The 11982-nt window shown below is 71.8% G+C and carries 9 protein-coding genes; 7 read left to right on the forward strand and 2 right to left on the reverse strand.

Annotation, left to right across the window (positions count from 1 at the left end; genetic code table 11):
- Nucleotides 1–141: 141 nt before the first annotated feature.
- The 4 genes from ABT08_RS05715 (at nt 142) to mfd (ending at nt 6064) form a co-directional block, all read left to right on the forward strand.
- Nucleotides 142–741: a DUF5134 domain-containing protein gene (locus ABT08_RS05715; protein ID WP_056519115.1), complete on the forward strand. Its 600-nt coding sequence runs from the start codon at nt 142–144 to the stop codon at nt 739–741.
- A gap of 386 nt (nt 742–1127) precedes the next feature.
- Nucleotides 1128–1745: a 50S ribosomal protein L25/general stress protein Ctc gene (locus ABT08_RS05720; protein ID WP_045248733.1), complete on the forward strand. Its 618-nt coding sequence runs from the start codon at nt 1128–1130 to the stop codon at nt 1743–1745.
- A gap of 90 nt (nt 1746–1835) precedes the next feature.
- Nucleotides 1836–2420, forward strand: coding sequence for an aminoacyl-tRNA hydrolase (gene pth / locus ABT08_RS05725; protein WP_056210117.1), 585 nt, complete (start codon nt 1836–1838; stop codon nt 2418–2420).
- Between the two features lie 41 nt (nt 2421–2461).
- Nucleotides 2462–6064, forward strand: a complete 3603-nt coding sequence (gene mfd, locus ABT08_RS05730) for a transcription-repair coupling factor (RefSeq protein WP_288114221.1) — start codon at nt 2462–2464, stop codon at nt 6062–6064.
- A 46-nt stretch (nt 6065–6110) separates the two neighbouring features.
- On the opposite strand, the gene ABT08_RS05735 is transcribed toward mfd, so the two are convergent.
- Complete coding sequence (locus tag ABT08_RS05735; RefSeq protein WP_056210368.1) at nt 6111–6473, reverse strand: VOC family protein; 363 nt, start codon at nt 6471–6473, stop codon at nt 6111–6113.
- An 88-nt stretch (nt 6474–6561) separates the two neighbouring features.
- Between ABT08_RS05735 and ABT08_RS05740 the strand changes: the two genes are divergently transcribed.
- Nucleotides 6562–7161 (forward strand): gamma carbonic anhydrase family protein, encoded by a 600-nt coding sequence (locus tag ABT08_RS05740; RefSeq protein ID WP_045248734.1) that lies wholly within the window; start codon nt 6562–6564, stop codon nt 7159–7161.
- Nucleotides 7162–7334: 173 nt separating this feature from the next.
- Here ABT08_RS05740 and ABT08_RS05745 read toward each other — a convergent pair whose 3' ends face one another.
- Nucleotides 7335–9938, reverse strand: a complete 2604-nt coding sequence (locus ABT08_RS05745; RefSeq protein WP_502685872.1) for a phosphoenolpyruvate carboxylase — start codon at nt 9936–9938, stop codon at nt 7335–7337.
- A gap of 204 nt (nt 9939–10142) precedes the next feature.
- On the opposite strand from ABT08_RS05745, the gene ABT08_RS05750 reads away from it, so the two are divergent.
- Together ABT08_RS05750 and ABT08_RS05755 are read left to right on the forward strand one after the other, a co-directional pair.
- On the forward strand, nt 10143–11315 hold the full coding sequence (locus ABT08_RS05750) for a Na+/H+ antiporter NhaA (protein WP_288114223.1): 1173 nt from the start codon (nt 10143–10145) through the stop codon (nt 11313–11315).
- Complete coding sequence (locus ABT08_RS05755; RefSeq protein WP_045248666.1) at nt 11312–11971, forward strand: nucleoside triphosphate pyrophosphohydrolase; 660 nt, start codon at nt 11312–11314, stop codon at nt 11969–11971. Before ABT08_RS05750 ends, ABT08_RS05755 begins: the two co-directional genes overlap by 4 nt.
- Nucleotides 11972–11982 lie beyond the last annotated feature (11 nt).

Raw genomic sequence — 11982 nt, forward strand, 5'->3', positions numbered from 1 at the left:
CCGGTGCGGGGGTGGCGGCCTCGAGCGGAGGCGCGTCGGCGGTGGTCATGGCGGTGCTCCCGGGGTTGTCAGCAGATATGTCTACAAATCGTAGAGTAATCTCAGGGATCGTCTCACCCGACCCCCGACCGCTGGAGTGCCATGTTCTCGCCGCTGTGGAGCGCCGTCTTCACGATCCTGTTCTCGGTGACGGGTCTCGTCTCCCTCGTCTCGCTCGTGCGCACCCGCCGGGCGGCACCCGCGGGGGCGCCCTTCGGCACCGCCGAAGTCGTCGAGGTGGCGCACCTGCTGATGAGCATCGCCATGGTCACGATGGTGTGGTGGGCTGCGGGCGCCGAACTCACGTGGGCGCAGATCGCCGTGTTCGCGGTCGTCGCGATCGCGCTGCTGGTGTCGCTTCCGCAGTCCCCCTCACGCGCGGGGCGGGTCGACCTCGCCGGACACGTCGTCGTGACCGGCGCGATGGTCTGGATGCTGGTCGCCATGCCGGCGCTCATGGGCTCCGGTGGGGACGGGACATCCGGTCATCATCACGGCGGCGGAGCGACGGATGCCGCGGCGCCGGCCGCGACCCCGGAGTGGATCGTCGTGCTCAACGGCGTCGTCATCGCGGTCGTCGCCGCCTTCGCGGTGTGGTGGATCGTGGGTCTCGTGCGCTCGTCCCACCATCGGGCGCGGCACGTGTGCCACGCGCTGATGGCGGGTGGGATGGCCGCGATGCTCGCGGTGATGGCGGTGTGACCGCCGTAGCGAGGAGGGCCCGAGGAGCGTCGACGGGCGGCGCGACTACTTGCGGTAGGACGAGCGGCCGACGGCCCAGAACGCGCCGACCACGGTGATGAAACCGCCCAGGCTGATGAGGCCGATGACCCAGAGAAGGATGTCCGAGGCGAGGGTCGGCTGCATGGCGGTCCTTTCGGAGATGACGGGCGATTCCCATGCTACCGGCGTCGCTGGTAGGCTTGTGGACTGAACTTCGGCGAGGGATGTCGCCGTGCCGCTTCGGCGGTGAGGCATCCGTGATCGACGCAGTGATCAAGGCTCACGGCTTTCCTCACGCGCTCGCGTTCGAGTCGAAAACGCTCACCCGCTCATCGGGCCCGTGCGCCCGCATAAAGGAGAACATCATGTCCGACGACTTCAAGGTCGCCGCCGAGCTGCGCGAGCAGTTCGGCAAGGGCTTCGCCCGCCGTCTGCGCGCCGCAGGCAAGATCCCCGCCGTGCTCTACGGCCACGGCACCGCTCCGGTGCACATCGCCCTGCCGGGCCACCAGGTGGGTCTGCTCATCCGCCGCGCCAACGCGGTGCTCGAGCTCGACATCGCCGGCACCGAGCAGCTCGCGCTCGTCAAGGACGTGCAGAAGGACCCGGTGCTGCAGATCATCGAGCACATCGACCTCCTCGTCGTGAAGAAGGGCGAGAAGGTCCAGGTCGAGGTCCCCGTCGTGCTCGTGGGCGAGTCCGCCGCCGGCACCCTGGCCAACCTCGACGCCACCACGATCTCGCTCGAGGTCGAGGCCACCCACATCCCCGAGAACGTCGAGGTCGACATCGAGGGCCTCGAGGACGGCACGCACATCACCGCGGCCGACCTGACGCTCCCGCGCGGCGCGTCGCTGGTCGCCGACGGCGAGACCCTCATCGTCGCGATCTCGATCCCGGTCGACACCCTCGCCGCCGAGGAGGAGATCGCCGAGGCCGACGCCGAGGCCGCCGCCGAGCAGGCCGAGGAGGCCGCCGAGTAATCGGACACCGTCACACGCGAGGGGATGCGGTTCGCCGCATCCCCTCGCGTCGTCTGCGGGGGTGCGTCCCCGCTGCGAGAGGATGAGCGCATGGTCGACACCTGGCTCGTGATCGGACTCGGCAACCCCGGGCCGCGGTACGAGGCGACCCGCCACAACGTCGGCCAGATGGTCGTCGACGACCTCGCCCGCCGCCGCGGCGAGACCTTCAAGGCGCACAAGGCGAACGCGCGCGTCGTCGAGACGTGGCTGCGTCCCGGGGTAGCGAAGCTCGTGCTCGCGAAGTCCAACTCGTACATGAACACGTCGGGCGGACCCGTCGCCGCCCTGGCGAGGTTCTACGGCGTGCCGGCGGAGCGAGTCGTCGTCGTGCACGACGAGCTCGACATCCCCTTCGACACCCTCAAGCTCAAGGTCGGCGGCGGCCACGGCGGTCACAACGGCGTGCGCGACATCGCCAAAGCGCTCGGCACGCCCGAGTTCCCCCGGGTGCGCGTCGGCATCGGGCGGCCCGTCGGCCGCCAGGATCCGGCCGACTGGGTGCTCGACCCGTTCTCGTCGGCCGAGCGCACGACGCTGCCGATCCTCGTCGGCGATGCGGCCGACGCCGTCGAGCAGCTCGTCGACGAGGGTCTGATCGCCGCCCAGCAGCGCTGGCACGCCCCGCGCGACTGAGACCGCGACCGGATGTCCCGGGCTCGCCGTAGGATCTTCGGGTGACAGTTCCCGGGATCGTTCGCGCCCTCGTACCGTCCGAGACGTTCGCCGGCGCCCTCCGTTCGGCGACGACAGACACCGACTTCTCCGTCGTCGACGGACTCGACGCCCCCCTCATCGCCGGCCTCCTCGAGAAGCGCCGCGAGCAGGGGGCGCCCGCGGTGGTGCTCGTCGTCGCGCCGACCGGTCGCCGCGCCGAGGCGCTCGGCACGGCCCTCGATGCGCTCGTGCCGGGCGCCGAGGTGCATCACTTCCCGGCATGGGAGACGCTGCCCCACGAGCGGCTGAGCCCCAGCGCGGAGACCGTGGGGCGTCGCCTCGACGTGCTCCGCCGGGTGGCCGCGTGGGACGGCACCCATCCGCTCGTCGTCACGGCATCGGTGCGCGGCGCGGTGCAGCCGCTCGCTGCCGGCCTCACCGATCTCGAACCGATCCGGCTCGTCACCGGCGGGCGCGGCTACGACCTCGCCGCGGTCAGCCTCGGTCTCGTCGAGCGCGCCTACCACCGGGTCGACATGGTGTCCCGACGCGGCGAGTTCGCGGTGCGCGGCGGCATCCTCGACGTCTTCCCGCCGGTCGCCGACCACCCGTCGCGCGTGGAGTTCTTCGGCGACGAGGTCGATCAGATCCGTGCGTTCTCGGTCGCCGACCAGCGGTCGCTGCCGGGCGAGATCACCGAGGTCGAACTGGTCGCGAGCCGGGAGCTGCTCCTCACCGCGGACGTGCGGGCGCGCGCCGCGCTCCTCGCCGAGCAGTTGCCGGGCCTGCAGACGATGCTCGCCCGCATGGCCGAGGGAGTGCCGACCGAGGGGATGGAGTCGCTGACTCCCGCGCTCGTCGACGACCTCGTCACCCTCGTCGATTACCTGCCCGAGCGCACCGCCGTCGCGCTCGTCGACCCCGAGCGGGCCGTCACCCGTGCGATCACGCTCGCGGAGACGAACCGCGAGTTCCTCGACGCCGCGTGGAACGCCGCGGTCGCCGGCGCGTCGACCCCTGTCGACCTCGGCGCGGGCGACTTCGTGTCGCTCCCGCACCTGCACGAGCGTGCCCGTGAGCGCGGGGGCGTCTGGTACACCCTGTCGGCGTTCGACTCCGGCGAGGCGGATGCCGCGGCCGAAGGCCTCGTCGAGGCATCCGGGTCGCACGTGGTGCGGGTGGCGGCATCCGCCGTGCCGTCGTTCGCGGGCAACGTCGACGGCGCGATCGCGCACGTCGCGGCCCTCGTGCAGGACGGGTGGAAGGTCGTCGTCACGGCGTCCGGTCCGGGGCTCGCCGACCGCGCACGCGACGTGCTCGCCGACCGCGGTGTCGCGGCGCGTCGCGTCGACGCGGTGCACGAGGCACCCGAAGCAGGGGTCGCGCTCGTCGTCGCCGCCGTGCTCGAGCGGGGGTTCGAGGCATCCGGTGCCCGTCTCGCCGTGCTCACCGAGACCGAGTTCTACGGGCGCACGATCGGCGGCGACGGCCGGGTCGTCAAGAAGCTCGCCTCGCGCCGGCGCAACGTCGTCGATCCGCTGCAGCTCAAGCCTGGCGACGTCGTCGTGCACTCCACGCACGGCATCGGCAAGTTCGTCGAGCTGACCCAGCGCGAGGTCTCCAGCGGCGGGCGCAACCCGGTCAAGAGCATGCGCGAATACCTCGTGCTCGAATATGCGCCCACCAAGCGCGGCTACCCGGGTGACAAGCTCTTCGTTCCCACCGACCAGCTCGACCAGCTCTCCCGCTACGTCGGGGGTGAGGCGCCGGTGCTCTCCAAGATGGGCGGCAGTGACTGGGCCGCGGCCAAGGGCAAGGCTCGCAAGGCGGTGCGCGACATCGCGGTCGAGCTCGTGAAGCTGTACTCCGCCCGGATGGCCGCCAAGGGGCACGCGTTCGGCCCCGACACCCCGTGGCAGCGTGAGCTCGAAGAGGCGTTCCCGTTCGCCGAGACCCCCGACCAGCTGCAGACGATCGACGAGATCAAGGCCGACATGGAGAAGCCGATCCCGATGGACCGGCTGCTCTCGGGCGACGTCGGCTTCGGGAAGACCGAGGTCGCCGTGAGGGCGGCGTTCAAGGCGATTCAGGACGGCAAGCAGGTCGCGATGCTCGTGCCGACCACCCTGCTCGTGAAGCAGCACCTCGAGACCTTCACCGAGCGGTTCGCGGGCTTCCCCGTGAAGGTGCGGCCCCTGTCGCGCTTCCAGAGCGACAAGGAGGCCCGCGACACCCTCAACGGCCTCACCGACGGCACCGTCGACATGGTGATCGGCACGCACCGCATCCTCACCGAGAAGGTCGTCTTCAACGACCTCGGGCTCATGATCATCGACGAGGAGCAGCGGTTCGGCGTCGAGCACAAGGACGCGCTCAAGAAGCTCAAGACCAACGTCGACATCCTCGCGATGAGCGCCACCCCCATCCCGCGCACCCTCGAGATGGCGGTGACCGGCATCCGCGAGATGTCGACCCTCGCGACCCCGCCCGAGGACCGCCACCCGATCCTCTCGTTCGTCGGCCCCCGCAACGACAAGCAGATCGCCGCCGCGATCCGCCGAGAGCTGCTGCGCGAGGGCCAAGTGTTCTACGTGCACAACCGGGTGCAGTCGATCCAGCGGGTCGCCGCGCAGCTCGGCGAGCTCGTCCCCGAGGCGCGCATCGTCGTCGCCCACGGGCAGATGGGCGAGCACCAGCTCGAGCAGGTCGTCGACGACTTCTGGGAGCGCCGCGCCGACGTGCTCGTCTCGACGACCATCATCGAGACCGGCCTCGACATCTCCAACGCCAACACGATCATCATCGACCGCGCCGACAAGTACGGACTCTCGCAGCTGCACCAGCTGCGCGGCCGCGTCGGCCGTGGTCGTGAGCGCGCGTACGCCTACTTCCTCTACGACGAGCTCAAGCCGCTCAGCGAGACGGCAGCCGACCGGCTCGAGACGATCTCGGTGAACAACGACCTGGGCTCGGGCATGCAGGTCGCGTTGAAGGACCTCGAGATCCGCGGCGCCGGCAACCTCCTCGGCGCCGAGCAGGCCGGCCACATCGCCGGCGTCGGCTTCGACCTGTATCTGCGCATGATCGGCGAGGCCGTCTCGGCGTTCCGCGGTGAGGAGACCGAAGGTCCGACCGAGCTGCGTCTGGAGTTGCCCGTGCAGGCGCGCATCCCCGAGAGCTACATCGACAGCGAGCGGCTGCGTCTCGAGGCCTATCAGAAGCTGTCGGCGGCGGCCGCGGCATCCGCGAAGCCCGATGCCATCGACCTCGTCATCGACGAGCTGCGCGACCGCTACGGCGAGCCGCCCGCCGACGTCGAGGGGCTGCTGCGGGTCGCGCGGTTGCGCCGCCGCGCGGCACAGGCCGGGCTCGCCGACGTCGTCGCGATGGGTCCGAACCTGCGCGTCGCGCCGGCGCACCTCCCCGATTCGCTGCGCGTGCGGATGCAGCGGCTCTACCCGAAGGCGAAGCTCGTCGCCTCAGGGGAGGCGCTCGTCGTGCCGTTGCCGGGCGACGGAGACCCGGTGTCGGACACCGACCTGGTGGCGTGGGTCGGCCAGCTGCTCGACGCGCTCTTCCCGGTCTCCGAGCCGGCGTCCGCGGCGGCCGACGCATCCGCCTGAGACCGGCGCGGCCCAGCGGCGTCGACAGCCCTGCTGCCCGACGCGGTCAGTCGCGCGGCGCCGTGTCGATCACGCAGAACCGGGTGCCCTCCGGATCCTCCATCACGATGTAGTCGGCGTCGTCGGGCCGCCCCGCCCACGGCACGACACGGGCGCCCAGGTCCTCGAGCCGCGCGACCTCGGCGGCCTGGTCGTCGGCGTAGAGGTCGAGATGGATGCGCGGCGGCAGTGCGCGCTCGCTAGGCAGTTGGTCGAGCCCGACGTTCGGGCCCCGGCCGTCGGCCGAGCGCAGCAGCACGAAGTCCGTATCGACCGCTTCTCGCACGGTGTAGTCGAGCGCCGCAGACCAGAACGCGACCTGCGCCTCGAGGTCGGTGACGCGGATGACGACGGATCCGAGGGTGAGCATGGCGGCAGTGTCGCACACCCGTGCCGGGAGCGGCGGCGGGGTGGCGGCATCCGTCTCGCTGAGTACGCTGACGATCGAGGAGCACACCATGCGCTACGCACATCTCGGCCGCGAGCCCCGTATCGATCCGACCGCCGTCGTGGCGCCGACCGCGGTGATCAGCGGCGACGTGACGATCGGGCCCGACTGTCAGATCCTGCACGGCGCGGTCATCACCGCGGAGGGCGGTCCGATCACCCTCGGCCGCAGTGTCATCGTGATGGAGAACGCCCTCGTGCGCGCGAGCGCCACTCATCCCGTGCACATCGGAGACCACACGCTCGTCGGACCGATGGCGAGCATCTCGGGTGCGACGGTGGGCGACGAGGTGTTCCTCGCGACGGGCGTGCGGGTGTTCAACGGTGCGCGCATCGGCGACCGGAGCGAGGTGCGCATCAACGCGGTCGTGCACCTGCGCACGGTGCTCCCCGAGCGCAGCGTCGTGCCGATCTCGTGGGTCGCGGTGGGTGACCCGGCGATCGTCGTCTCACCCGACAAGCACGACGAGATCTGGGCGCGCCAGCAGGAGCTCGACTTCCCCGGCTACGTGTTCGGGCTCGACCGCGACACCCCCGACCTCATGGTGCAGCTCACCGAGCGCTACGGGCGCTCGCTCGCGCGGCACGCGGACGACACCCCGGTCGACTGAGCGGATGCCGCACCCCGGCGCCGATGCGCCGGAGCCGGGCGCGCGGGAGCCGGGCATGCCAGGCCGGGCGCGCCGGAGCACCGCGCGCCGGGGCAGGTCATCGCGTGTGCGCAGGACGCTACGGCGCGCATCGACCTGTTCTCGCGGGCGCTCCTGTTCTCGCGAGCCGTGACTCAGCCGGTGTTCTGCAGGCCCGCCGCGACGCCTGAGACCGACAGCAACAGCAGGCGCTGGAGCTCGGGGTCGGCCGGCACCTCGTCGGGCGCGTCGCGCAGTGCCCGCAGGGCGCGCAGCTGCAGCAGTGACAGCGCGTCGACGTACGGGCTCCGCAGCTTCACCGCCCGCTGCAGCACCGGCTTGTTCGAGAGCAGTCCGTCGCCGCCGGCGATGCGCACCACCCACGAGCGGGTGAGGGCCATCTCGTCGATCACCAGCTGCGCGAGATCGTCGCGGTCGCCGAGCTCCAGGTAGCGGCGCGCGATGCGGTCGTCGGCCTTCGCGAGACTCATCGCGACGTTGTCGATCATCGCGCGCAGCAGCGGCCACTCGCGGTACGCCTCCTGCAGCAGCGCGAGGTCGCCGACCGTCTCGAGGGCGGTGCCGAGCCCGAACCAGCCGGCCAGGTTGATGCGGGCCTGCGTCCACGCGAACACCCACGGGATGGCGCGCAGGTCTTCGAGCGACTCGACCGACAGCCCGCGGCGGGCGGGACGCGACCCGAGCGCGAGCAGGCCCACCTCCTCCATCGGGGTGACCGTCGCGAACCACGGTGCGAAGCCGGGCGCCTTGACGAGCTCGAAGAACCGCGCCCGCGAGGCGTCCTCCATGCGCTGTGCCACGTCGGCGAAGCGCTCGGCGGCCGCACGGTTGCGCTGCTCGTTCGAGGGGGCGGAGGCGGTGAGGATGGCGGCGGCCACCTGGTCGATGTGACGCATCGCGATCGCCGGGTCGCCGTAGCGCGCGAAGATCACCTCGCCCTGCTCGGTGAGCTTGAAGCGGCCGTCGACCGAGTGCGGGGGCTGGGCGAGGATCGCCGAGTTCGCCGGTCCGCCGCCGCGGCCGAGCGCACCGCCGCGGCCGTGGAACAGGGTCAGCTCGATCTCGCTGCGCTGCGCCCAGTCGGCGATCTGCGCCTGCGCCTCGTAGAGCGCGAGGTTCGCGGCGACGGGGCCGACATCCTTCGACGAGTCGGAGTAGCCGAGCATGACCTCGAGGCGGCGTCCGGTCTCGGCCAGACGGGCCGCGAAGGCGGGGTGCTCGACGATCTCCGCGAGGATCGCGGGGGCGGCCTGCAGGTCGGCGAACGTCTCGAAGAGAGGGATCACATCGAGAACGGGCGGGGTGCCGTCGGGGCCGACAGCGTAACGCGCGAGCCGGTGCACGGCGGCGAGGTCGTCGGCCGATCGGGTGAACGAGACGATGTAGCGGCCCGCGGCGCGCGGACCGAAGCGCTTCTGCACGTAGGAGATCGTGCGGTAGACCTCGAGCACCTCCTCGGTCAGCTCGCTGCGCTCACCGCCCGCGTCGAGCTCGGCGAGCACCTTCGCGTGCACGGCCGAGTGCTGGCGCACCTCGAGCTCGGCGAGGTGGAACCCGAAGGTCTGCACCTGCCAGACGAGCTGCTGCAGGTGACCGTAGGCCTGGCGCGGGGCGCCGGCCGCGACGAGCGAGGACTGCACGGTGAGCAGGTCCGCGAGCAGGTGCTCGGGATCGGCGTAGGCGAGGTCGGCGTCGCGCTCGCGCGTCGCCGTGATCTTGCGGGCGATGAGCAGCACGGCCTGACGGTGCGGCTCGCCGGGCGAGCGCTTCACGACGTCGGCGGCCCCCTCGTCGTCGGCGCTGAGCAGCCGCTCGGTGAGAGCGGTGAGGGCCGGGGTCGGCGGGGTGGTGGCGGCATCCAGAGTCAGTCCGCGGCCGATGCGGGCGGAGGCCCGCTCGAGTCCGCGCAGCACGTGCTCGCTGGCGATGCCTGCGGCGCGCTTGGTGACCCTCGCGGTCACGAACGGGTTGCCGTCGCGGTCGCCGCCGACCCAGGTGCCGATGCGCACGAACGGGCGCACGACGGGCTCGCGGGCACCGGCGGCCTCGCCCTGCAGGGCGTCGTCGATGCGGCGGTAGACGTGCGGCACGGCGGTGAACAGCGTCTCGTCGAAGACGGCCATCACCGAGCGCACCTCGTCGACCGGCGACGGCTTCTCCTGGCGAAGCGGCGCCGTGCGCCACAGCGTGTCGACCTCTTCGAGCATGCGACGCTCGGCGCGGCGCTGTGCGGGGCCGCCGTCCTCGGCGGCGTCGTAGTCGTCGAGCAGACCCGACAGGCGGCGGATGCTGGTCGAGATCGCCCGGCGCCGCGCCTCGGTGGGGTGGGCGGTGAACACCGGGTGGAAGCGCATCTGGTGCAGACGCTGCAGCGCGGTGTCGTCGCCGACCTCGCCGGCGAGGCGTTCGAGCGCGACGGTCACCGAGTCGGCCGCCTCCTCGTCGCGGGCGGCGCGCTGACGCAGCACGCGCACGCGCTGGTGCTCCTCGGCGAGGTTCACGAGATGGAAGTAGCAGGTGAACGCGCGGGCGACCTCGTCGGCGCGGGCGACCGTGAACCCGTCGGCGATCTGCGCGGCCCGCTCGAATGCGGCATCCGTCTCGTCGGTGTAGGCCTGGATGGTCGCGACGCGCAGCCGTTCGACGTCGTCGAACAGGCCCGGGGAACCGCTCTCGCGCAGCACGCGCCCGAGGATTCCGCCGAGCAGTCGCACGTCGCCGCGCATCTGCTCGGGCATCCCATGACTGGCCTCGTAGCGGCCGACGAGATCGATGGCTTCGGTGGGGGTGGGATCCTGCACGCCTCCACGGTAGTCCCGCTCGTGTTACTGGATTGTCACGGCGGGGCGGCCGCGCCGTCGCGGCTAGAATGGTCGGAGGAGTGCCGGGAAGTCTGGTCGGCCCGTCGAGTATGTCGCCGCCGGCATGCACGAGATCGACGGATGCCGCCCCTGACCCTGGAGTGTCCCGTGCACGTGCTGCGTTCCGCCCGTCTTCCCGCCCTGTTGTTGCTGCTCGCTGCGATCGCCGGCCTCGTCGTCGCGGCGACGCCAGCAGGCCCCGGCGTGATCGCCGCGCGCGACGCGCATCTCGTCCTCGCCGGCATCGATCTGTCGGTGGGGCATTGGATCACCGACGGTCTGCTGGCACTGTTCTTCTTCGTCGTCGCGGTGGAGCTGCGGCACGAGCTGACCGTCGGATCGCTGCGCAGCCCCCGCGCCGTGCTCGTGCCGGCGATCGCCGCGCTCGGCGGCGTGGTCGTGCCGATCGCGCTCTACCTCGTGATCGCGAACGGCACCCCGTCGGCGTCGGGCTGGCCGATCCCGACGGCTACCGACATCGCGTTCGCGCTCGGCGTGCTCGCCGTCGTCGGCCGTGGGCTGCCGTCCGGGGTGCGGGTGTTCCTGCTGGCACTGGCGATCCTCGACGACATCGTCGGCATCGTGCTGATCGCGGTCGTGTTCACCGCGGACATCGACTTCGTGGCGCTGGCGGCCGCGCTGGCGCTGACGGTCGCCTTCGGGGCGCTGTCGCTGCTGCTGCGTGGTCGGGCCCGCGTGCCAGTCGCCGTGCTGATGGTGGTGGTGGCCATCGCGGTATGGGTGCTCGTCCACGAGTCGGGCGTGCACGCGACGATCGCGGGCGTGCTGCTGGGGCTCGCGATCGCGCCGGGTGCCGGGGCGCGTGCGCGGCACGCGCTCGAGCCGTGGGTCAACGTGATCGTGCTGCCGCTGTTCGCGTTCGCCTCCGCTCTGATGCCGATTCCGCAGGTGTCGCCGGCCGCGTTCGCGCCGGCGTTCTGGGGCACCGTGCTGGCGCTCCCGGTGGGCAAGTTCGTCGGGGTGATCGCCTTCGGGTCGCTGGCGATGGCACTGTTCTCACGAGGCTCCCGTCCACTCGCGTTCGGCGACCTCGCCGCGGCGGGGGCGCTCAGTGGCATCGGGTTCACCGTGTCCCTGCTGATGTCGGAGCTGGCGTTCGCGGGCGCGGCGGATCTGCGCGACCAGGCGATCCTCGGCGTGCTGGGCGGATCGGCGATCTCGTTGCTCGCGGCGGTGGTGCTCGTGTCGCTGCGCGCCCGGCGCTACCGTCGGGTGCGGGAGGCGGCGGCATGACGGACGACGGGATGACGCGGGCGATCGAGGCGATGCGCGCGGTGCGGGACGAGTGCGTCTGGACGCAGCAGATAGACCACCGGGACCTGGTGCCCTATCTCGTCGAGGAGTCGAGCGAGCTCGTCGACGCCGTGGAGTCCGGCACCCGCGCCGACCTGCGAGAGGAACTCGGCGACGTGCTCTGGCAGGTGTTGTTCCATGCCGAGATCGCCTCGCGGGACCCCGACGATCCGTTCGACGTGCAGGATGTGGCATCCGATCTCGCCGACAAGATGATCCGCCGGCACCCGCACGTCTTCGGAGGCGAGAGCGCGCGCACCCCCGAGGAGGTGCTCGTGCTGTGGACCGCCGCGAAGGCAGCCGAGAAGCGCGAGCGCACCAGCGTGCTCGACGGCATCCCGGCGGGCCTGCCGGCGCTCGCCCGCGCCCAGAAGGTGCTCGGCAAGGCCGCTCAGGTGGGGCTGGTGCCCGCGATGACGGATGCCGCGGCCCCGACCGACGAGGCGCAGCTGGGCGACGCGCTGCTCGCCCTCGTCGTCGCCGCCCGCGCGGCGGGCATCGATGCGGAGCGGGCGCTCCGGGAGCGGGTGCGGGGCGTGGAGTCGGCGGTGCGCGCGGCGGAGGCCGCGGCGCGCGGCGGCGACCTGGAACAATAGACCCCCGTGGC

The sequence above is a fragment of the Microbacterium sp. SCN 71-21 genome (assembly GCF_001725695.1).
GTDB lineage: Bacteria > Actinomycetota > Actinomycetes > Actinomycetales > Microbacteriaceae > Microbacterium > Microbacterium ginsengisoli.

Excerpts from the sequence above, each read along its gene's own strand:
- ABT08_RS05735 (WP_056210368.1), bottom strand. The coding sequence starts at position 6,473 with ATGCTCACCCTCGGATCCGTCGTCATCCGCGTCACCGACCTCGAGGCG.
- ABT08_RS05715 (WP_056519115.1), top strand. The coding sequence starts at position 142 with ATGTTCTCGCCGCTGTGGAGCGCCGTCTTCACGATCCTGTTCTCGGTG.
- ABT08_RS05740 (WP_045248734.1), top strand. The coding sequence starts at position 6,562 with ATGCGCTACGCACATCTCGGCCGCGAGCCCCGTATCGATCCGACCGCC.
- ABT08_RS05755 (WP_045248666.1), top strand. The coding sequence starts at position 11,312 with ATGACGGACGACGGGATGACGCGGGCGATCGAGGCGATGCGCGCGGTG.
- ABT08_RS05750 (WP_288114223.1), top strand. The coding sequence starts at position 10,143 with ATGCCGCCCCTGACCCTGGAGTGTCCCGTGCACGTGCTGCGTTCCGCC.
- ABT08_RS05720 (WP_045248733.1), top strand. The coding sequence starts at position 1,128 with ATGTCCGACGACTTCAAGGTCGCCGCCGAGCTGCGCGAGCAGTTCGGC.
- ABT08_RS05745 (WP_502685872.1), bottom strand. The coding sequence starts at position 9,938 with ATGCCCGAGCAGATGCGCGGCGACGTGCGACTGCTCGGCGGAATCCTC.
- pth (WP_056210117.1), top strand. The coding sequence starts at position 1,836 with ATGGTCGACACCTGGCTCGTGATCGGACTCGGCAACCCCGGGCCGCGG.